Raw genomic sequence first — 20,638 nt, forward strand, 5'->3', positions numbered from 1 at the left:
AAGGAAGTGCACCAACGGTCAAGGCGTCGCGCTACGAGCTTTGGCAGGCTGGGTTCCGGCCGTTCTGTGGCTCGGCTTTGCGATCTCCTCGAAGCCGCAGCGGAGCGGCTACGTGGCCGCCGCCTGCCTCGGTCTGCTCAAGTAGCCCTGGAGAGTGGGCATGGGCCCATTCCGGCGTCTTTCCCGCGCCACCCGACGGTTCCACCGGCTTGCGGAAGTCCGACGCCCGGACCGCGGGCGGCACCTCGGTGAGTGAGGGGCCGCCCGCGTTCTGTCCGGCGGTGGGGTGTCGCGGCACGTCCCAGGTCGGACAGGGCCTAGAGGACGACGATGCCTTCGCCGCCGACGGCGTTGGGCACGGGGGTGGTGCTGATCTTGGTGAGGGAGCCGTTGTCGTTGATACGGAAGCCGTCGACGGCCCCGACGCCGCCTGTCTGGACGTACAGGTAGTGGTTGTCGGGTGTGACGGCGCTGTCGACGGTGCCCGTACCGGTGGGGGTGTTGCCGAGCGGAGCGAGGCGCGCTCCACGGGTCTGCCGGAAGCCGGAGACGGTGTTGCTGCCCGCGTTGGAGACGTAGAAGCGGTTTCCGGCGCGGGTGACCCAGCAGCTGGCCTGCTGGCCGGTGAGAACGTCGTCGAGCAGTGTGACGTCACTGTCGTTCTCGATACGGAACGTCAGAACGGCGTTGGGACCCGCGTCCGCGACCACGAGGCGGCCCTTCCGGTCGAAGGTCAGACCGAAGGGCGTCGAGCCGGCCTTGCTGCTGACGACGGGCCGGGCGGAGGGGGTGCCGGAGCTGTCGAGGGGGAAGACGGCGATGCTGTTGCCGCCCATCTTGGTGCTCACGACGAGCCGCGACCCGTCGGGGGTGAAGGTGACCTGGCCCGGAGTGTGGAGGAACTCCGGCGCGGTGGAGGTGTTCAGACGCAGGGCGCGGTGCCACGCCGGGATGCGGTGGAGACCCTTCTCGGTGAGCCGGTAGCCCTGGACGGAGCCTCCGTCGCGTGCGTTGAGGACATACACCCGGTCCTTGTGCACTGTGACGCTGACAGGGAAGGTACCGCCGGAGGAGATGACCTGCCGGCGGTGGAGCCGCTCACCGTCGACGGCGAACGCGGTGATCGAGTTGCTGCCCGCGTTGACGGCGTACAGCAGTTTGTGGCGACGGTCGTAGGTGAGGGATCCCTGGGACGCGAGATGGTCGACGACGGAGCCGCCGAGGACCCCGCCCTTGCCGTTGGTGGCGTAGACGGCTCGCTTGTGGAGGGTGCCGTTGGCGGCACGGTGATAGGCGACGATCTTGTTGCCGCTGGTGCTGTCGGTCTGGACGAAGACGGGGCCCTGGTGTTCTCCGGCCGGCCGGGGCGATTCGGCGGACGCGGGAATCGCGCACGCGGCGACGAGAGCGGTCACCGCGGCGGCGATCCTGGTGGTCCGGACGAACATGCTTGCGCGCTGCATCGTTCCCCTTCGGGCTGAGGCGGGTTCGCGTGACGGACGCCTGCCGGGCCTGTCCGGCCGAGGGCAGGGTCCGTCGTCATGATCGTGCGAGCGGGTCCCGGAGCCGTGGACCGACCGGGACCGTTCCCCCGGGGGAGTGAGCGGTATGGCATCGGACGGCGGCACGCACCCGACGCGGACAGACCCCGAGAAGGTGACGATCCCGGCCGCCACCGAGCGGTGCTGTCCTCAAGGCTGTGGCGGTCGGTGCGGTCGGTCGTCTCACACTCCCGCGGGTCCGGACTCGGCCGCCGGCTTCCAGCCCAGGGCGGGTGCCACCTCGGTCGCGATCAGCTCAAGGGCACGGATCGCGGCGTCATGGCCGGGTACGGCGGGGTTGAACTGGGTGATCAGATCGGTCGCGACAGGCAGGACCTTCTCCTGCCCGAGCGCCGCGACGATCTCCTCGGGCGGACCGTAGAACGAGTGGAAGCGGCGCAGCGCCTCATCCCTGTCCAGGCCCCTGGGAAAGGCGCCGTTCTCCGCGAAACGGAGCGCCGCCCGGTGGACGTCGTCGCCGATCTCCCGCAGTGCCGTCTCCTTGTCCTTCGCCGGGAACACGAACCGGGACAGCCCCACCCGCGGACGGCGCGGCTGGTCCCAGGTGGCGAGGAAAGCGTCCGCCCAGGGGCGCTGCACCTCGTCGGTCGGGGCGTCGAAGCCGTACGCGGCACGGTTGAGCAGCAGGTTCGAGCCGCCGGCCGCGGCGTACCGCGCACCCTGTCCGCTGAAGACGCCCTGCCAGATACGGTCGGTGAAGTCGGCGGCGGCCGGCTGGATACGGAAGCCTGGCGCGCGTACTTCCTCATTGGCCAGGGCCTGGCGCAGCACCTCCAGATTCTCGCTGGTCAGCTCCCGTTTGCGGGCGATGTCCTTGCCGAACGCGGCGTACTCCACATCGCTGGAGCCGCTGCCCACGCCGATCTCGACGCGTCCGCCGCTGAGCGCGTCGACGGCCGCGACGTCCTCGGCGAGGCGGACCGGATCCTCCAGAGGGAGGATCGTGATGGCGGTGCCGAGCCGGATCCGGGTGGTCTTCGCGGCGGCGTGGGCGAGGAACGTCCACGGTGAGGAGAGGCCGCCACCGCCGAGGGGGACATGGTGCTGGGCGACCCAGCCGACATCGAAGCCGAGTTCGTCGGCGGCCACGAAGAGTTCCTGGGCATCGCGGTAGGTCCGGGCCACGTCGTCGCCGCGGCCCTGGACATGTGTGAGGAAGCCGAGTCTGAAGCGCGGTGTCTCGGTGGTCAGCGGTGTCTCGGTGGTCATGGGATGACTGCCTTTCGGGTGGAGCCACGCCGGTGTCGTGGCGGATGTTCCGTCGTCGCGGGCTCGTGGCGGGCGGCGCCCGGCGCAAGGCCGGGGACCGCGTCCGCCCGCCACCGGCGGTCCGGTCCTGGCACGGGGCTCAGTCGTTGACGAGCTGGGACCCAGGTGTGTGACGGTTGGCCGGTACGGGCAGGCCGAGGTTGGCGCGCAGGGTGTCGCCCGCGTACTCGGTGCGGAACAGTCCGCGCTTCTGCAGGATCGGGACGACGCCGTCGACGAAGAGGCCGAGGTCGTCGTCGGTGCGGAAGGCGAGGTTGATGCCGTCGAAGGTGCCGGCGTCGAACCACCGCTCGATGGTGTCGGCGACGGTCTCCGGTGCGCCGACGAAGGGCGAGCGCCGGAACTGGTTGACCGACTCGGCGACCTGACGCAGCGTCAGGTTCTCCGCCCTGGCCCGCTCGATGATCTTGGCCGCCCCTGTCCGGCCGCCCTTCTCGGCGAGATGGGCGACGTCCGGGAACGGCGCGTCCAGGTCGTGCGGGCTGAAGTCGTACGCGCCGAAGGAGCGGCCGAGGAGGGCGAGATTGCGGTCGAAGTCGTTGTCCTCCTCGAAGATCTCCCGCTCGCGGCGCCCGGCGGCCTCGTCGGTGGCGGCGACGACCGGGCCGCCGTGGATGAAGATCTTGATGTGTTCCGGGTCGCGGCCGTAGGCGGCGGTGCGCCGCTTGATGTCCGCGTAGTACTCCCGCGCCTGCTCCAGGGAGCCGCCCGGCGCGTAGATGCCCTCGGCGACCCGCGCCGCGAGATCGCGTCCCTCCTCGGAGACCCCGGCCTGGAAGATCACCGGCTGGCCCTGGGGCGAGCGGGAGAGGTTGAGCGGCCCGGCTATCTTGAAGTGCTCGCCGGCATGGTTGAGTTCATGCAGCTTGGCCGGGTCGAGGAAGACATCGCGGGCCACGTCGGCGGGGAACGCGTCGTCCTCGTAGGAGTCCCACAGACCGCGGGCGACCTGGACGAACTCCAGGGCGCGGCCGTAGCGGGTGGTGTAGTCGAGGTGTTCGTCGAGCCCGAAGTTCCTGGAGGTGCCGGTGTCGAAGCTGGTCACGACGTTCCAGCCGGCGCGGCCACCGCTGATGTGGTCGAGTGAGGCGAACCGGCGGGCGAGGTTGAACGGCGAGTTGTATGTCGAGCTGGCCGTGCCGACCAGGCCGATGTGGCGGGTGTGGGTGGCGACCGCGGAGAGCAGGGTGAGCGGCTCCAGCCGGTTGAGATAGTGCGCCGGGTAGGTGGCGTTGATGAACTGGCTGTCGACGATGAAGAGGGCGTCGAAGAGCGCGTGTTCGGCGGCTTGGGCCTGCCGGATGTAGTAGTTGATGTCGATGCTGGCGTTCTTCGCGACGCGCGGGTCTCTCCAGAGGCCGTGCTGGCCGGGGCCGCCGACGCCGTACGGATGGAGCGCGAGGTGGATCGTGCGGGACATGGCTCTCCCTCTCGGTGGCTTCTGTAGCTTCTGTAGCGAGCTTCTGTGGCGTGTGTTGCTCTGTGTCGCTCTGTGTTGCTCTGTGGCTTCCGCGGTGGGCGCAGGTGGGCTCAGGTGTGCAGCAGCGCGCGCAGCGCTTCGCGCTCGGCCCGGGTGGCCGGGGCGCTGTGCAGTGTGGGCGCGGAACTGACGAGCAGGCGTGTGTAGAGGTGCTGGGGCCGGTTGATGATGTCTCCGGCGGCGCCGACCTCGACGAGCTCGCCCTGGTACAGCACGGCGATACGGTCGGCGATCCCGGCGACGGACCCGAGGTCGTGGGAGATGAAGACGAGGGCCACCCCGGTGGCACGGAGGTCCTTGAGGATCTCCAGGACCTGGACCCGGTTGGCGGAGTCCAGGGCGCTGACCGGCTCGTCGAGGATGACGAGCCGCGGTTCGGTGACCAGCGCCCGCGCCACCGCGGCCCGCTGGCGCTGCCCGCCGGACAGTTCCCCGGGCAGCCGGTCGAGAAGCTCCTCGGGAAGGCGGACGCGGGCGAGGAACGAGCGGACCCGCCGGGCCGCTTCCTCACGCGGCACGCCCTGGACGAGCAGTGGATCGGTCAGGGAGTCCTCGATGGTGAGGTCGGGGTCGAGGCTGCGCAGCGGGTCCTGGAAGACGTACTGGATCACACCGCGTCGGCGCAGTCCGCGCCACTGACGGTTTCCGTAGGCGCTCACGTCCTCGCCGCCGATGACGATCGAGCCCGCCGAGGCGCGTACCAGACCGAGTGCGGCGCGGGCGAAGGTGGACTTGCCCGATCCTGTCTCGCCGATGACGCCGACGGTCTCGCCGGGCGCGACGCTCAGTGAGACTCCGCGCAGGGCGCGGCGGCGCCGGCGGCGCGGGCCGTAGTGGACGTCGAGGCCGGTGACCCTGAGGACCGGGTCCGGGGGCTCCCCGCTGCCGGCGGACTTCTCGTCGGACGGGCCGGTGGTCACGGCGCCTCCTTCAGCGTGAGGAACTTCTCCAGGCCGTAACTCTCGTGTTCGGCGATGAGCAGCCGGGTGTACTCGTGCCGCGGGTCGTGGAGCACCGCGTGTGTCGGGCCCTGCTCCACGACGTCGCCCTCCCGCATCACGAGGACCTCGTCGCACAGCTGGGCGACGACGGCCAGGTCGTGGGAGACGACGACAAGGGCAAGACCGATACGCTCGCGCAGGTCGGCGAGCAGATCGAGGATCTCGGCCTGGACGGTGACGTCGAGCGCCGTCGTGGCTTCGTCGGCGATGAGGATCCGGGGGTCGGCGGCGATCGCCGCCGCGATCAGGACGCGCTGGAGCATGCCTCCAGAAAGCTCGTAGGTGTACTGGCCGTAGACCAGTTCCGGGTCACGCAGGCGCACAGCCCGCAGCAGTTCGAGGGCGCGGCGGCGTGCTTCGCGCCGTTTCACTCCCTTCTTGCTCCGGATGACCTCGGTGATCTGCGGGCCGACGCGGATCGAGGGGTTGAGGTACGACGCCGGATCCTGGAAGACGGCGCTGATCACGGCGCCGCGCAGAGCCGTCCACTGAGGCCGCGTCAGGGTCGAGATATCGGTGCCGTCGATCTCGATCGAGCCGCCGCTGATCGCGAAGTGCGCGGGCAGAATGCCCAGTGTGGCGCGGCAGGTGAGGGTCTTGCCGCTGCCGGACTCGCCGACGATACCGACGACCTTGCCGGGCGTGAGCTCGAAACTCACTCCATGGACGATCTCACGGTCGCCGGCCCGGTCGAGGATGCGTACGTCGCGGACGGAGAGCACCGGTGGGGCGGTCGGACCGGCGGTGGCGTCGGGTATGGCGCCCCGTGTCTCCCCGGGGGCGGTGTTCTTGGACAGCGTCGTCATCACACGCCTCCGGTGGGAACGGGACCGGCCTTGCCGGGACGGTCTGCGCGAATCTTGCGGTTGTTGACCAGCGCGCGGCCCGCCTCGCCGGAGACGTCCCGGATCGCGTCGGCGAGCAGATTGCTTGCCCAGACGGTGACCATGATCAGCAGGGCGGGGGCCAGCGGCGCCCATGGCCGGTGGCTGAGGTAGCCCAGGTCCGAGGCGAGCAGTCCGCCCCAGGTGGGCGCGGGGGGTTCGACGCCGATACCGAGGAACGTCAGGCTGGAGACGATGATGAAGCCGACGCCGATGGTCTGGGCGAGCGCGACCGCGATCGGCGGGAGCACCTTGATCCAGACATGACGCCTTACGATCCAGCCGATGGAGGCGCCGGCGATGAGTGAGGCTTCCACGTACGGCGAACGGGCCACGGCGAGCGTGGCGGCGCGGGCCACCCGGTAGAAGAGCGGCGAGACCAGCGCGCCGGTGACGAGCATGGCCTGGGTGATGCCGTTGCCGAGCAGCGCGATCACGGCGACGGCGAACAGCAGGAAGGGCAGGGCGACCAGTGTGTCGGCCAGACGGAGGGTGAGCCACTCGAAGGCGCGGCCCAGATAGACCGACAGGATGCCGGGAATCGCGCCCACGACCAGTGCCATCAGCGTCACTTCGAGCGAGCCGAGCACGCTGACACGGGACCCGTCGAGGAGACGGCTCAGCACATCACGGCCCAGATGGTCCGTGCCCAGCCAGTGGGCGCCGGACGCGGCCGCGAGGGTGTTGTCGCCGGTGGCGAGCGGATTCTGCGGGGCGAGCAGCGGGCCGAAGACCGCGAGCAGGGCGATCACGGCGAGAATCGCGACGGCGATCCGGCCCGAGGTGAGCGCGAGGATACGGCGGACCATGGTCATACCCCCCTCTGGGACGCCGGCGTCACACGGGCCAGCACCAGGTTGACGATCAGGTTGAAGACGACGACCAGGACGATCGACACCACGAGCACGCCCTGTACGGCGGGTACGTCACCGGCCTGGGCGGAGTCGTTGGCGAATCTGCCGAAGCCCTGGAGGCCGAAGATCCATTCCGTTACGACGGAAGCGCCCACCAGCGAGGGGAACTTCAGGCCGAGTGTGGCGAGCGCCGGTCCGAGGCCGTTGCGCAGGACATGACCGAAGAAGATCCGCCGTGGGCTCAGTCCCCGTACGATCGCGCCCGTCACATAGTTCTCGCGGTACGCGCCGATGAGACTCGTGCGCAGTTGGCGGGCGACGTCGGCGACGACGTCGAAGCTCAGCGCGACGGCCGGGAGCGTGATGTGCGCGAGCCATGGACCGAACCCCTGCCGCGCCGGGACGTATCCGGCGGCGGGGAAGAGATGGAGTCCGACGGCGAGGACGGCGACCAGGACGATACCGACGACGAACGCGGGCATCACGGAGATCACGGTGACGAAGCCCGTGATCGCGCGGTCGATCCAGGTGGTGCGCCGCAGCGCCGCCACCGTGCCGAGGACGAAGCCGGCGACCACTCCGATGATCAGTGCGAAGGTCGCGACCGAGAGACTCACACCCAGGCCGAGGCCGATGAGTGTGGAGATGTCGGCGCCGTTGGTCCAGCTCGCGCCGAGCCGGCCGTGCAGGACATCGCTGAACCAGTCCCAGTACTGGACCAGGAAGGGCCTGTCGAGACCCCATTGGGCCTCGATCCGTGCGATCGCCTCGGGAGTCGCCTCCTCGCCCAGTTGGATCCGCGCCGGACTGAGCCCGCTCAGCGACCGCAGCGCGAACGTCACGAACGTCGCGACCAGGAAGACCGGCACGAAGATCGCGATCGACCGGGCGAGGGTGACCAGGACGCGGCCCAGCATGTGCCGCGCCCTGGCCACCGCGACCCCGCGACGGCGGGCAGGCGGGGCCTGTACCGCGGTCGTCGTCATGAGGTTGCCTCCTCTCTGTGGTGGGCGTGGGTCAGCTGCCGCCGGAGATGGTCACGCCGGTCCAGTCGATATGGGCGGGATTCCCGGGCAGCTTCGAGATCGACTTGCTCTTGGCGATGAGGTTCGGCGAGGAGTACGTGAAGACCAGCGCCTTGCTCCGGAGACCGGCCCGGGTCGCCGCTCGCAGGACCTTCGCGTAGTCCGGATCGTCCAGCGGGGTCTGGCGTACCTGGGCGATGGCCGCCTCGAAACCGGCCGGCTCGTAGGGCGAGCTGAGGTTCAGCGGACCGTCGGGGCCGAAGTGGGCGGTGAGGGTCTGCGCCGCGGAGTCACGGCCCGTGGTGCCGTAGAGCGAGAACGTCAGGTCCTTGGCGAAGAAGGGGGTGGCCCAGTTCTTGTCGATCTTGATGCGGACGGTGATACCGACCTTGGCCAACTGCGACTGGACGATCTCGGCCTGGGGGTCCTCCGAGGGGATGACCAGGTCGAGCTTGATGTCGCCGGGCCGGTGGCCCGCCTCGGCGAGAAGCCTCTTCGACTTCGCCGGGTCGTAGGCGTAGTCGTTCTCCGACTCCGGGTCGTAGGCGACATAGCCCTTCGGGAACGGCTGGTCGGTGGCTTCGCCGTAGCCGAAGGTCAGTTTGTCGACGAACTCCTGGCGGTTGACCGCGTGGCGTACGGCGTCGACGACCTTGGGGTTGTCGAACGGCGCCTTGTTGATGTTCAGGCTGATGTTCGACGCGTTGAAGCCGGGCTGCACGAAGACGTCCAGGCCGGCCTTCTTGGCGGCGTCCGCCTGACTGGGGTCGATGTCCGCGAAGTTGTAGACGCCGGTCTGGAGACCGGAGACCACCGTGGAGGCGTCGGGGGCGGAGGTCAGCTCGACGTTGTCGATATGGATGTTCCGCGCGTCCCAGTAGTCCGGGTTCTTCTTGAGGACCACCTTCGTACCCGGTATGAGCTGTGTGACGGTGAACGGCCCGGCGCCGACCGGGTTCTGGTCGAGCTTCTCCGGGGAGGCCGCCGCCTTGGGGCTGGCGATCTGCAGGACGCGCTGGCCGAGGAGTTGCGGGATCTGGTAGTCGACCTGGCTGAGACGGATGACCGCGTCCAGACCGTCGGCGTCCACCGACTCGATCGACGTCAGATCGCCGAAGAGCGCCGAGTTCTGCTGCTTCTTGGCCCGCTCGATGGCGGCCTTGACGGCGGCTCCGTCGACCGGCTCACCGTCGCTGAACTTCAGACCGGGGCGCAGATGGAAGGTGATCCGGTCGCCCTCGGTGTTGTACTCCCAGCTCTTGGCCAGGTCGGGGACGGCCTTGCCGGTCTCGTCGGTACGTGTCAACGAGGCGTACACCAGGGAGAGTTCGCGGAACTGGGCGCCGCTGCCCCCGACCACCGGGTCCCAGTGGGTCGGGAAGTAGGACGAGGTCCACTTGAGGGTGGCGCCGCCGCCCGTGGAGGAGGCGTCGCCGCCGCAGGCGCCGAGCGCGGGGACGAGCAGGGCGACGAGCGCGGTTCCGAGGACCGCGAGGCGCGGGCGGCCGGTCCGTCGGGCGGATCGGAGGTCCAGTCTGGGGCGGCGGCGGGGCGTGGGTCGTCCGGACATCTCTTTCTTTCTTCTTTCCTTGATGGTCCCGACATGTGTCAGGGCGGCAGGATCGGACGCGAGGGCGCACTCGTACCCACGCGGTGATCGCCCCCTACGCGGGCACCTTGTACGTGGGCACCCGGTAGGCGGGCACCCGGCACGTGGACAGGTATGCCGAAGGAGCCTCGGTGCACACGTCGGGCACGCCAGGCTCAGGGCATGGGGCGCTCAGGGCATGGGGCGTCGACGGGTTCGCGGGGGCGGACCAGGAGGCGGTGGAGAGGAGACGACGAGGCGCGGAGGCGGGGGCGCGGGGCGTCGGGCGCGGATCAGCCGGGTGGCGGGCGGCGGCCGCTGCCGCCGGGGGCGGTCAGGCGACGGCGGGCCGTGGGCGGCTGGTGGTCAGCGACAGAGGGCGCTGCAGGTGCGCCGCAGATCCACGTAGCGGCACACCACACCGGGGTGCGTCGTAAGCATGCTGCACATCCTGGCGGCAGCCGTCAGCGACTGTCAATGGACACCAATTGGTGTCTCATTGGGCGGGACGGCCTCCGGCCGCGGATCAGGGCCCGGCGAGACAGGGCCCCGCGAGAGGCGGGGGTGTGACGGCCGGACGCACCGGTCCCCTGCCGTACGCGGGCAGGCCGTGCCGCCTGCCCGCGCTGTCGCCAGGGGTGTCGAGGCCGGTCAGAGCGTCGTGACGACCGCGCCCGCGGAGTCGTACACGGTGATGGCGCGGATGAAGTCGACCGGTGCGCCCGTGCTCGTGCCCGCGTCCGCGCCTTCGGGCCCGAGGGCCGTTCCGGCGGAGGGCAGTTCGGTGGTGGTGTACCAGACGCCCCAGCCGGGGCTGCCCGCCAGCTCCAGCAGCTCGGCGCGCACCACCCTGCCGTTCCGGGTCGTGATCTCGACACGTCCCGCGTCGCGCGTCCCGTAGTAGATACCGGAGTGGAAGTAGCGGTCGCCCACCGGTTCCGCCTGATGGGAGATGCCCGGCGCGTTCAGATCGAGATTGCCGTCGCTCACACTGCGGAACTGGTCGGACTGTTCAGGAGTGGACCAGTGCTTGCCGTCCTTGGTCAGCCACACCTCCGCCCCCGGTGCGGCCTTCACGCGCTGGCCCGGCCGGATCACACGGACCGGCTCCGGGGTGGGCGAGGGCGTCGGCGGCGCGGTGAGAACCGGCGCGGGTACGGGGGCGGGGTCGGGCGGCGGAGTGCCGCGTACGAGGACGACGGCCAGCGGGCCCAGCAGCAGGCCGCAACCGGCCACCGCCAGGGCCGCGTTGCCGCGCCGGCGCCGGGCGCGGCCGGCCCGTTCGATCGCGGCCAGTGGGACGGGGGAGGGCGTGACGGCGTTCGCGGCCTCGGCGACGCTGTCGCGCAGTACGTCCTCGTACGCGCGGTGGTGTGCGCGGGAGGACCTGTCGTCCGGCTCTCGTCCGGTCCCGGAGGCGGGATTCATGGGCGGGCTCCGGTTCCGGTCCCGGCTCCCGTGCCGGGGACGGTCCCCGTGCCAGGGGCGGCTCCGGCTCCGGATACGGGGAGCCAGCGGGCGATGACGGGATGGGCGCGCAGGGTCTCCAGTGCGCGCCGGGCATGGGTCTTGACCGTTCCGACCGAGCAGTTCAGCACCTCGGCTATCTCCTGTTCGTTCAAATCCTCCCAGTAGCGCAGCACCACGACCGCACGCTGCCGGGCCGACAGCGCCGCCAGGGCCTGGGCGAGCGCGGCACGCTCCTCGATGTGCTCGGCGTGCCCGGCGTGCCGGCCGTGCACCCGCTCCGGCATCAACGGCGTCAGCAGATGGATGACACGCCGTTTCCGCACCCGGCTGAGGTTGTTGTTGATCAGCGCCCGGCGTACATAGAACTCGACTTCCTCACGGGGGATACGCCGCCAGCGCGCACAGACCTTGACGAGGGTGGTCTGCACGAGATCCTCGGCCTCGTGGAAGTCGCCGGTAAGCAGATGCGCGGCGCGTACGAGGCGGGGCCAGGCCGCGGCGGCGTACTCGGCGAAGTCGTCGTTCGTGTACGGCACAACCGGCGGTCCCTCGGTTCGAGCGGAAAGTTGAGATGAGGTGCGGCGGTACGGGTGGGGGCCTGGGCTCCCCCGAGCGGCCAAGGCCCCCACCCGAGCTCTTAGGTCACGCCTTAGCTGGGCAGGGAGGCCAGGACCCTGCCCGCCGAGTCGTACAGGGTGACGCTGCGGATGAAGTCCACCGGTCCGCCCGCGTCCCTGCCCGTGCCCGCGCCTTCGGGTCCGAGGACCGCTGTTGTGACGGGGGGCAGTTCGGTGGTGGTGTACCAGGCGCCCCAGCCGGGCTTGCCCGGCAGCTCCACCATCGAGGCCCGTACGGTCCTGCCGGTCAGGGTGGTGAGCTCGACACGGGCCGCGGCGCGGCTGCCGTAGTAGACGCCGGAGTGGAAGTAGAGGTTGCCCGCGGATTCCGACTGACGGGAGACACCGGGTGTGCTCAGGTCGAGGTTTCCGTCGACGACGCTGCGGAACTGCTCGTCCATGTCCGGGGTGGACCAGTACTTGCCCTCCCTGGTCAGCCACAGCCGGACGCCCGGCGCGGCCTTCACCCGCTCGCCCGGAGCGACGACGCGTATGGACGACGACGCCTGCGCGGCGGCCCGTACACCCGCGCCGGATACGGCGGACGTGCCGGACGGCACGGAGACCGAAGGCGCCGATGACGAAGACGCGGAGGATGTCCCGCCCGAGGCCAACGCGTAGGCGCCTGTCGGCACACTCAGCACCGTCGCCGTGACCGCGGCGGCGGCCACATACTTCTTGATCCGTGTCATGAACGGACAACTCCTTGTGCGTCTTTGAGGTCGAACGGTAGGGAGGGCGCCTCTCCACTCCTTCAAACTCCGGTTGCCGCAGGGCCGGATGACATCAGCCGCCAACTTTTTCCGGCGGACTTTCCGCACCGTCGCCTCTCCGCCTCTCCGCCTCTCCGCCTCTCCGCCTCTCCGCCTCTCCGCCTCACCGGAGGTGCCGGTCGCCGTAATCCGTATTCAATGCGCATCCGCGCCCAACTCGGTCCCGGCCATCTTCACTTCAGACGTCACTGCCGTCACACTGCCCTCGGACCGCGTGCCCCACGCCGCGGTCGATCAGGAGGACGTAGTGAAGAAGAGCTCGCGCATCCGTCAGGTCTCGTTCACCCTGACCAGCGCCATCGCACTGGTCATCGCCCTGCCCGGCAGCGCACTGGCCGATCCCCCCAGGGCTCTGCCCGCCAACGCGGACGGACTGGAGCAGACGTTCCAGCCGGCGTACGACTACGACACGGACGGCTGCTACCCGACTCCCGCCATCGGCCCCGACGGGACGATCTCCCCCGGTCTCAACACCACCGGGGCCGTCAACGGCTCGTGCCGTGACTCCTGGGACCTCGACAACACCAACGGATACGCACGCTACAAGTGCAACAACGGCTGGTGCGCGATCATCTACGGCCTCTACTTCGAGAAGGACCAGGCCGTGGCCGGCAGCGGGCTCGGCGGGCACCGCCACGACTGGGAGCATGTCGTGGTGTGGGTGCAGGACAACGAGGCCAAGTACGTCTCCACCTCCGCCCACGGCAATTTCAACATCTACAACCGTGACCAGATCCGCTGGGACGGGACGCACCCGAAGGTCGTCTACCACAAGGACGGCGCGAGCACGCACTGCTTCCGTCCCGCGAACAACAACGACGAGCCGCCGGAGAACCACTACCGCGGCTGGCAGTTCCCGCGGCTCGTCGGCTGGAACGGCTACCCCGAGGGTCTGCGCGACAAGCTGAGCAACGCCGACTTCGGCAGTGCCGTCTTCGGCCTCAAGGACGGCAACTTCAACTACCACCTGGAGCGGGCCAAGCCGGCGAACATCCCGTTCGACCCCAACGCCTGAGGACAGGGCCGGAGGACGGACGCGGCGGGTCGGCCGCCCGGACCGTCCTCCGGGCCCGTCCGTTCTCCCGGGGCCCGCCGGCTATCGGAAGATCGCCATGGCCTGGACTTCGAGGACCGCGTCGGTGGCGTTCCAGTCCTGGACCTTGCCGAGACAGCGTGCCGAGAAGGTGCCCTGCCCGACCTCGGCGCGCAGTCCTTCCGTCGCGCAGGTGACGCGTACGTGCGGCCCCTCGGCGGGATCGTCCGGGTCGCCGTAGGGGGCGAGGAAGACCGTCGTCTCGGGTGATTCGGCGATCTTCCTGAACCGCCCTCTGATCAGCACGAAGTCTTCGATGTCCCGCAGCCGTACGGTCTCCCGCGAGCCCCCCCGTCCCCGGCCTCGTCCCCGCCCCTGTCCCCGCCCTCGCCCCGGCACCGGGCAGGGTGGCCAGCGCGTTGACCAGGGCGCCGTTGCGTCTGACGGTCCGGTTGACGAGATCGACATGGACGATGACGTCCTTCTCCTCCAGCACGTCCATGATGATGCCGATCACCGAGATGGGTTCGGCCACTTCGAGATACTTGCTGACGATCTCGCTGTTGTCGCGCTTGCCGCCGCCCGCGCTCAGCCCGAAGACCTTGGCATGGACGCTTCCGTCCTTGCTGTCGCTGGTCCGCTGCTCCACCTCCCTGCGGAGGGCCGCCGCGTAACCGCGCATCTGGTAGTGGTCCATGACGGTTCTGTCGTGCAGATAGAAGCAGATGCCCGGGATGATCCTCCGGCTGCCGGGCCGCCGGTCACGCAGAAGCCGGAAGAGCGTCAGCGCGAGGAGCGCCACGAGGCCGGCCGCGGTCAGCAGCCATACGAGCATCCAGGGCCACCAGATGTCCCACCACGCCTCACTGGTCACACCCACGTATCTCCTTGAAAGCGCTCAGGAGCGACTGGACGGTGGCGTCGGCCATATGACCGCCGGTCGTCCGTGCCGCCCGGTCGAGTGCCGCTGCACCGGCCTCGCCGTAGCGAACGGTGTACGTCCGTACGGCACGGACCGCGGGCGGCCGTGCCTCGTAGCGGCGGATGAAGGTGTCGAGGTCGATCCCCGCGTTGTTCTCACCGTCCGTCATCGCCACGATGGAGACGGTCCTGCCGGGGTGCTCCCGGATCTCGTCGGAGACCTTCTCGTACACGTGGTCGAGCGCGGACCAGACGGCGGTGGTGGAGCCGAAGCCGTCGGAGGCCACGAAGCCGCGCAGCCGGTCGAGGTCCCGCGGGCTCGCGTAGGTCACACTCCGCTCGTCGAGCACGCGCCCGGCGAATCTCATGACGGTCAGCGACTCACCGCGGTAGAACCTGACGAACTTTCCGGAGCGTGAGTCGTCGCCCCCGCTGAGACCGTCGAAGGCGGCGCGCAGCCGGGCGATGCGCTCGCCCCGCATCGACCCGGAGAAGTCGAGCAGGAAGATCACCCGGGCGCGTCCGTCGCGCCGGGGATCGCCGTAGTCGGCGAGGAGCCGGTCGACCACCCGCTGGTCGTCGGGGAAGTACAGCGCGTTGCCGATGGGTTCACGCAGCCGCGGCACCCGGGGCACGGCGGGATCGATCGGCCGGCGCAGGGTACGTTCCATGATCTTCTTCTGGACCGGTCCGCTCTTCAGCCACTCCACCAGCCTGTCGTACGCGGCGCGTTCGGCCGGATCGAGCAGGAGCAGGGGATAGTCGGACAGGACCATGCCGTCCTTCGGATAGACGATCTCCAGTGGCTCGCGCAGCCTTCCGCCGCTGTTGAGCGTGAGCAGTTCGGACTCGTAGGTGATGAGGGCCTCCAGGCTGTCCTGGTCGCGTACGAATCCGTCGGCGAGCCGGGCGGAGGAGTCCTCGGCGAGCCGGTGTCCGGCGAAGAAGCCGCGGAGCCGGTCGCAGGAGACGTCCCGCGGGCGCAGTACGCCGCCGGTGTCCGCCGCGGCGGTCGCCACTCCGACGAGCGCGGCGAGACCGCTGTTGGCATGGCGGGGATCGGCCATACCGAACCGCAGGGTTCCGTCGGCGGCGGCGTCGGCCACATCGGCCCAGGAGATCTGGCCGTCGGACGCGGTGCGGCGCAGCCGCTCCGCCGTGGCGGGCTTCATCCCGATCACGACGGGAGAGCGCATGACGGCCGTGGACAGGGGCTGCTCGCCGTGGTTCCCGGCCGCCTTCAGTTCGAGCCGGAAGTACCGGTCGGAGGAGAGCCAGGCGAGATCGTGCCGGTACTCGCCCGAGGCCAGCGCGTCGCTGGCGTCCACCGTGCCCCGGTACTCCATCTCCAGGGTGATCCCGGTCTCCCGGCGGAGATCGTCCAGCAGTGGCGCCATGTCGGCCAGCTCCGAGCTGGCGAGCACGCGCAGCCTCACCGGCTCCGGGGTGTCCGTGGAACATGCGGTGACGGCGGTGCCGAGCAGCATCCAGACCAGACACAGGGCGACGAGGCTCGTCGGCGGGCGCCGGATCCTCACTCGGGCACCCCGGCGGACTCCCCGGCGGACTTCCCGGCAGAGGTCTCGGTGGGGGAGGTTCCGGCGTCCGGGGTCCCGGCGGCCGGGCAGCCCCCCACGATCGAGATCATCCGTTCCAGGTACCGGAGCCTGGGCATCGACGAGCGGGTGTTGTCGCCCTCCATCGAGGGGACCGGGATGTTCCGGTCCTTCAGGAACGTGGCGAGCTGGTCGCTCGCGACCTCCCCGGTGGGATCGAGGATCCGGAAGCCCAGCTCCATCGCCCGCCGGCGCAGCTCCGGGTCACGTGTGATCAGCTCGCCGAGCCGGTCGCCCCGCTCGTTGAGCGCGATGAACTGAGGCTGGGTCACGAACTGCCCCGACGGATAGAGCAGGACCCGGTCGGAGTCCAGCTTCCCCGACTCGGCCTGGTACTGCGCCTGATAGGTCAGGTACTGGTGCTCGTACGCCACCACCACGGGCGCTATCCCCTTGCCCTCGGGCGAGATATAGGTACGGAACACATCCGCGCCCGGCAGGCCCTGCTCCAGCAGCGGCTTGATGGCCCGCCCCCGCTCGTCCGCCTCCCGGTCGGTGTCGGGCACCTCGTCGCCCTCGCCGTGCCAGGTGAAGGCGACCAGCCCCAGATAGGTCCCCGCCGAGTTGGAGTCGCAGACATCGGAGCTCTGGACGACGATCCGGTTCGCGTTGCTGATCCCGTGGTCGCGGATGCCGATCTCGTTCCACCGCCGCCCGCGGTCGACGTTCCTCAGGAACTTGCCCATGTCCAGGACGTAGTAGAGCGGCGGCCCCGGCCCCGAGCCGCGCTGCGCGGTGGCGATCCCGGCGTCCTGGAGGGTCTCGGCGTACGCGCGGTAGGTGGGGAGCACGATGGGGCTGACGAACGGCCGGTGCACCTTCGCCGGCCGGTTCTCCGCCGCGAGCTGAGTGGTGATCAGATCCCCGGCGGGCTGCCCGGAGGGGAACACGAAGTCGTACGAGGAGACGTCCTGGACGGCCACCTCGCGCGAGCCCGAACTGGTGATGTGCACACGGATACGGTGTTTCAGGAGCAGCCGCTGGACCTCCGGGTCCTCGAAGAAGTCCCGTTTGGAGGCCATTTTGCCCTCCAGTGTGGTGATCCGCTCGAAGGGCAGCAGCATTCTCCCCGGGACGGCCAGCGTGATCGCACCGGTCAGCACGGCGGCCAGCAGGGGCAGGAACACGACGAGGAAGCGGCGCTGCGACCACCGGGAGGACGACGGCCGTCGTACGTCCAGCCGTGGCTCCTCGATGACGGGTCCCTCCCCGATGACCACGGACACCCTCCCCCGCTGTCCCCCGGCGCACGTCCCTACGCCACAGCCGTCCACAGCATTTCGCGACCGGACGACGGGCCGGGTGAACCACGGGCCAAACCACGGTGAACAACTCGGCCTGGAGCGGGGGGCCGGGGGTGGCGTCCGCAGCGGTCGTCCGTTCCCCGCGTGAGTTCGGTGATAGCCCGGTCGGGCGCAGGGACTGTTGTGGCGGGTCCGATCGGGGTACTTGGCCATGGACCGTGACGTGATCGCGCCCGCGCATGCGACCGCGAGCGTGGAACCGCTGATCCGCGAACCCGGAACCGGGCGCTCGGAACAGCGCTCGGAACAGCGCTCGGAGCACGGCTCGGAGCACGGCTTGGAACCCAGCACCCGGAACCCGGACCGAAGGAGCCGCCAGTGAAGTTCGGTGTATCGACCTTCATCACCGATCAGGGCATCGCGCCGACCGCGCTGGGGCGCGCCGTCGAGGAGCGAGGGCTCGACTCCCTGTTCATCGCCGAGCACACCCACATCCCGGCGGAGCGGCGCTCACCGTATCCGGGCGGCGGTGAACTGCCGGAGATGTACTACCGCACCCTCGACCCGTTCGTCGCGCTCAGCGCCGCCGCCGCGGTGACCGAGCGGATCCTGCTGGGCACCGGGGTCGCGCTCGTGGTGCAGCGGGACCCGATCATCACGGCCAAGGAGGTGGCGTCCCTGGACCTGGTCTCCGGCGGGCGGATGATCTTCGGGATCGGTGTCGGCTGGAACAAGGAGGAGATGGAGAACCACGGTACGGACCCGCGCACCAGGGGCCGTCTCGTGGACGAACGGCTGCGGGCCATGCGTGAGCTGTGGACGGAGGACAAGGCCGAGTTCCACGGGGAGTTCGTCGACTTCGACCCTGTCCACTCCTGGCCGAAACCGGTCCAGCGCCCCCACCCGCCCATCTATGTGGGCGGTGGCGAGCGCGCCTTCCCTCGGGTGGCCGCCTTCGGTGACGCCTGGCTGGCCAACAGTCTGCCGCCCGGGGAGCTGGGTACGGCGATCGCCCGGATGCGGAGTGTCGCGGGACGGGACGTGCCGGTGACCGTCTACGCGGTGTCGGGGAAACCGGAGATCATCGAGGAGTACACACACCTCGATGTGGAGCGGCTGCTGCTCTATCTGCCCACGAGGCCGGAGGCCGAGACACTCGCCCACCTCGATCGGCTCGCCGCTGCCGCGGACCGGTTCCGGTGAGCCGCACGGTGCCGCGGTGCCGGTGATGACGGGCGAGCGGGCCCGGGAGTGCTTCGTCCGGTCCCGGATCGCCCGCCTCGCGACCGTCGATGCCTCCGGCCGGCCGCATCTGGTCCCCATGGTGTTCGCCCTGACCGGTGACACCGTGGCCTTCGCCGTGGACCACAAGCCGAAGCGGTCGGTCCGGCTGAAGCGGCTGGCCAACATCCGCGCCCACCCCGAGGTCTGTCTCCTCGTCGACGGCTACGACGAGGACTGGGACCGCCTGTGGTGGGCCCGAGCGGACGGCACGGCCTCCGTACTGCCGCCGGCCGGCGGATCGGCGGTGGCCGCGCGGTATGTGGACCTGCTGACGGAGAAGTACCGGCGGCAGTACGCCGACCGCCCTCCGGAGGGACCCGTGGTGGAGATCACGGTGACCCACTGGTCCGGCTGGCACGCCACCTGACGCCCCCGCTTCCGCCCCGGAGCCGGACGGGCCCGCCCGGCCCGCGCCACGGGTCCGACGGGATGTGCCGGATACACCTGGCGCCCCGGCATGATCCCCGCCGACTCCCGTTCGGTCGCTGACCCGGGCCTGCTGAGGATGGGGAATCGCGGCACGGTCAGTCGGGCTCGCGGAGTCTGGCGATCGAGCTGATGAGCTCCACCTCGGCCTGGGCAAGGTCCGGCCACGGGAACTCGTAGCCGTTGCGCAACAGAACAAAGCCGTGCATGGCTGCCCACAGTTGCGTTGCGGTGGACAGGACGTCTTTCACCCCGGAGGATCCGTCGGCGACGCAGCGTCGGACGCCGTCCATGAGGTAGGCGAACGGCCCGGCGTCGGGGTTGCGGGTGTCCGGCTCGTCCGCGGGGGTGGGGCGGGGTTCCGCTCCGCGAAGGAGCCGGTTGCGTTGGAAGAGCAGTCCGTACAGATTCGGGTTGCCGACCCCGAACGCCATATAGGCGCGGCAGCCGGCGATGAGCCGGTCCCGAGGTGCCTCGATTCCTTGTGTCGCATCCGTGATGAAGCGACCCAGTTGGGCGAAGGTCTCGACGGTGACTGCCTGCACGATCTCGTCCGGGCCGGCGAAATGCAGGTAGATCGACTGCGGTGCGATGCCGATCCGCCGCGCCAGCCCACGCAGGGTCACCGAACTCGCGTAGCCGTCCTCGATGACGATCTCTCGGGCGGCCGACACGATGTCGTCGCGCAGTGCCTGCCCCGCACCCCGGGCGTTGCGCCGTCTGCTCCCGGCAGCCTCTTTGCTCACGGCCGTAACCTTACACCGACGCCGGATCGGTGCGAACGTGCGTCAGCCGAGAGGGTCCGGGACCTCGTCGGCGGTGGCCGCGGCGGCCAGCAGGGCGGTGTCGTCACCGCGGAGCGGTTGCCCGTGGCCGAAGCAGACGGTGTCGACGTCGATGTCGGCGAAGCGGCGGAAAGATTTACGGGCCAGCGCTCGGTCATGGTTGAACGGCCCGAGTATGACCTGGCCCTGGTGCTCGGTGGCGATGTCACCGGTGAACAGGACGGCCTCGTTCGGGAAGTGCAGGGCGATGCTGCCGTCGGTGTGGCCGGGAGTCGACAGGACGCGGGCGTCGATCGCGTCGAGGATCTCGTCGTCGTCGAGCTCGCGGTCGACACGAGAAGGCGCGGCGTCGGGGATGGAGCCGGCGATATGGGCGTAGAGCTCCTCCTCGGCGTGGGTGAGGGTGGGAAGCGAGTCGTAGCTGTCCCCGCGGATGATCGGGGCGTCGCCGCGGTGCGCCCAGATACGGACATTCGGCCAGGTGGCCAGTTCGGCAGCCGAGCCGGCGTGGTCGGGATGCCAGTGCGTCAATACGACGTGGGTCAGCGACTCCCGGTCCAGACCCCAACCACGCAACGCCTCGGTGATGACATCGCCTTGCCCGGCGATGCCGGTGTCGACCAGCACCGCGTCCGACCCGCGGCGCAGCAGGTAGGCCTGTCCGGGCCCGTTGTCGAGCACCATGCGCAAGTCAGGACGCAGATCAACGATCTTCATATCGGTCTCCCATGATCAAACCGGATGGATTCACCTGCGATGATCGCGAGCCCTAGTAACCTCACGGCCTTCACCTCACGGATGTGATG

Annotated in this window: 19 protein-coding genes; 3 read left to right on the forward strand and 16 right to left on the reverse strand. The window is 69.9% G+C overall.

What is annotated here, in order from left to right:
• Window positions 1-317: 317 nt before the first annotated feature.
• The 11 genes from OG214_RS35195 to OG214_RS35245 form a co-directional block, all read right to left on the reverse strand.
• A complete protein-coding gene (locus tag OG214_RS35195; RefSeq protein WP_405987044.1) occupies window positions 318-1,463 on the reverse strand; it encodes a lactonase family protein in 1,146 nt (381 codons plus the stop codon).
• Window positions 1,464-1,724: 261 nt separating this feature from the next.
• A complete protein-coding gene (locus OG214_RS35200) occupies window positions 1,725-2,771 on the reverse strand; it encodes an LLM class flavin-dependent oxidoreductase (protein ID WP_405987045.1) in 1,047 nt (348 codons plus the stop codon).
• A 139-nt stretch (window positions 2,772-2,910) separates the two neighbouring features.
• Window positions 2,911-4,251, reverse strand: coding sequence for an LLM class flavin-dependent oxidoreductase (locus OG214_RS35205; protein ID WP_405987046.1), 1,341 nt, complete (start codon window positions 4,249-4,251; stop codon window positions 2,911-2,913).
• 110 nt (window positions 4,252-4,361) lie between these two features.
• Window positions 4,362-5,231, reverse strand: a complete 870-nt coding sequence (locus tag OG214_RS35210) for an ABC transporter ATP-binding protein (RefSeq protein ID WP_405987047.1) — start codon at window positions 5,229-5,231, stop codon at window positions 4,362-4,364.
• Window positions 5,228-6,118, reverse strand: a complete 891-nt coding sequence (locus tag OG214_RS35215) for an ABC transporter ATP-binding protein (RefSeq protein ID WP_405987048.1) — start codon at window positions 6,116-6,118, stop codon at window positions 5,228-5,230. Before OG214_RS35215 ends, OG214_RS35210 begins: the two co-directional genes overlap by 4 nt.
• The gene (locus tag OG214_RS35220) at window positions 6,118-7,005 is read right to left on the reverse strand and encodes an ABC transporter permease (protein WP_405987049.1); all 888 of its coding nucleotides are present in this window, start codon (window positions 7,003-7,005) and stop codon (window positions 6,118-6,120) included. Before OG214_RS35220 ends, OG214_RS35215 begins: the two co-directional genes overlap by 1 nt.
• 2 nt (window positions 7,006-7,007) lie before the next feature.
• Window positions 7,008-8,036 carry an ABC transporter permease gene (locus OG214_RS35225; protein WP_363082361.1) on the reverse strand — a complete coding sequence of 343 codons (1,029 nt, stop codon included), beginning with the start codon at window positions 8,034-8,036 and terminating at the stop codon, window positions 7,008-7,010.
• A gap of 31 nt (window positions 8,037-8,067) precedes the next feature.
• Complete coding sequence (locus tag OG214_RS35230) at window positions 8,068-9,645, reverse strand: ABC transporter substrate-binding protein (protein ID WP_405987050.1); 1,578 nt, start codon at window positions 9,643-9,645, stop codon at window positions 8,068-8,070.
• A 669-nt stretch (window positions 9,646-10,314) separates the two neighbouring features.
• Entirely contained in the window at window positions 10,315-11,091 is a 777-nt protein-coding gene (locus tag OG214_RS35235) for a hypothetical protein (protein WP_405987051.1), read from the reverse strand.
• A complete protein-coding gene (locus OG214_RS35240) occupies window positions 11,088-11,669 on the reverse strand; it encodes a SigE family RNA polymerase sigma factor (RefSeq protein WP_405987052.1) in 582 nt (193 codons plus the stop codon). Before OG214_RS35240 ends, OG214_RS35235 begins: the two co-directional genes overlap by 4 nt.
• Before the next feature lie 113 nt (window positions 11,670-11,782).
• A complete protein-coding gene (locus tag OG214_RS35245) occupies window positions 11,783-12,442 on the reverse strand; it encodes a hypothetical protein (RefSeq protein WP_405987053.1) in 660 nt (219 codons plus the stop codon).
• 328 nt (window positions 12,443-12,770) lie between these two features.
• Between OG214_RS35245 and OG214_RS35250 the strand changes: the two genes are divergently transcribed.
• A complete protein-coding gene (locus OG214_RS35250; RefSeq protein WP_363082367.1) occupies window positions 12,771-13,538 on the forward strand; it encodes an NPP1 family protein in 768 nt (255 codons plus the stop codon).
• An 81-nt stretch (window positions 13,539-13,619) separates the two neighbouring features.
• On the opposite strand, the gene OG214_RS35255 is transcribed toward OG214_RS35250, so the two are convergent.
• The 3 genes from OG214_RS35255 to OG214_RS35265 form a co-directional block, all read right to left on the reverse strand.
• Window positions 13,620-13,862 carry a hypothetical protein gene (locus OG214_RS35255; protein WP_405987054.1) on the reverse strand — a complete coding sequence of 81 codons (243 nt, stop codon included), beginning with the start codon at window positions 13,860-13,862 and terminating at the stop codon, window positions 13,620-13,622.
• A 557-nt stretch (window positions 13,863-14,419) separates the two neighbouring features.
• Entirely contained in the window at window positions 14,420-16,015 is a 1,596-nt protein-coding gene (locus OG214_RS35260) for a substrate-binding and vWA domain-containing protein (RefSeq protein ID WP_405987055.1), read from the reverse strand.
• Window positions 16,012-17,313, reverse strand: coding sequence for a hypothetical protein (locus OG214_RS35265; protein ID WP_405987056.1), 1,302 nt, complete (start codon window positions 17,311-17,313; stop codon window positions 16,012-16,014). The genes OG214_RS35260 and OG214_RS35265 overlap by 4 nt, the downstream gene beginning before the upstream one ends.
• Window positions 17,314-17,715: 402 nt before the next feature.
• Here OG214_RS35265 and OG214_RS35270 point away from each other — a divergent pair, with 402 nt between their 5' ends.
• A complete protein-coding gene (locus tag OG214_RS35270) occupies window positions 17,716-18,540 on the forward strand; it encodes an LLM class F420-dependent oxidoreductase (RefSeq protein WP_405987057.1) in 825 nt (274 codons plus the stop codon).
• A 16-nt stretch (window positions 18,541-18,556) separates the two neighbouring features.
• Window positions 18,557-18,988 carry a TIGR03668 family PPOX class F420-dependent oxidoreductase gene (locus tag OG214_RS35275; RefSeq protein ID WP_363082373.1) on the forward strand — a complete coding sequence of 144 codons (432 nt, stop codon included), beginning with the start codon at window positions 18,557-18,559 and terminating at the stop codon, window positions 18,986-18,988.
• Between the two features lie 157 nt (window positions 18,989-19,145).
• Here OG214_RS35275 and OG214_RS35280 read toward each other — a convergent pair whose 3' ends face one another.
• A complete protein-coding gene (locus OG214_RS35280; RefSeq protein ID WP_363082374.1) occupies window positions 19,146-19,793 on the reverse strand; it encodes a TetR/AcrR family transcriptional regulator in 648 nt (215 codons plus the stop codon).
• Window positions 19,794-19,835: 42 nt separating this feature from the next.
• Entirely contained in the window at window positions 19,836-20,549 is a 714-nt protein-coding gene (locus OG214_RS35285) for an MBL fold metallo-hydrolase (protein ID WP_363082375.1), read from the reverse strand.
• Window positions 20,550-20,638 lie beyond the last annotated feature (89 nt).

The organism is Streptomyces sp. NBC_00872 (assembly GCF_045161915.1).
Classification (GTDB): Bacteria; Actinomycetota; Actinomycetes; order Streptomycetales; family Streptomycetaceae; genus Streptomyces.

What these genes read in the sequence shown, in the direction of transcription:
- OG214_RS35230 (WP_405987050.1), bottom strand. Translation starts at nt 9,645, where the DNA reads ATGTCCGGACGACCCACGCCCCGCCGCCGCCCCAGACTGGACCTCCGA.
- OG214_RS35215 (WP_405987048.1), bottom strand. Translation starts at nt 6,118, where the DNA reads ATGACGACGCTGTCCAAGAACACCGCCCCCGGGGAGACACGGGGCGCC.
- OG214_RS35245 (WP_405987053.1), bottom strand. Translation starts at nt 12,442, where the DNA reads ATGACACGGATCAAGAAGTATGTGGCCGCCGCCGCGGTCACGGCGACG.
- OG214_RS35225 (WP_363082361.1), bottom strand. Translation starts at nt 8,036, where the DNA reads ATGACGACGACCGCGGTACAGGCCCCGCCTGCCCGCCGTCGCGGGGTC.
- OG214_RS35220 (WP_405987049.1), bottom strand. Translation starts at nt 7,005, where the DNA reads ATGGTCCGCCGTATCCTCGCGCTCACCTCGGGCCGGATCGCCGTCGCG.
- OG214_RS35195 (WP_405987044.1), bottom strand. Translation starts at nt 1,463, where the DNA reads ATGCAGCGCGCAAGCATGTTCGTCCGGACCACCAGGATCGCCGCCGCG.
- OG214_RS35235 (WP_405987051.1), bottom strand. Translation starts at nt 11,091, where the DNA reads ATGAATCCCGCCTCCGGGACCGGACGAGAGCCGGACGACAGGTCCTCC.
- OG214_RS35200 (WP_405987045.1), bottom strand. Translation starts at nt 2,771, where the DNA reads ATGACCACCGAGACACCGCTGACCACCGAGACACCGCGCTTCAGACTC.
- OG214_RS35285 (WP_363082375.1), bottom strand. Translation starts at nt 20,549, where the DNA reads ATGAAGATCGTTGATCTGCGTCCTGACTTGCGCATGGTGCTCGACAAC.
- OG214_RS35205 (WP_405987046.1), bottom strand. Translation starts at nt 4,251, where the DNA reads ATGTCCCGCACGATCCACCTCGCGCTCCATCCGTACGGCGTCGGCGGC.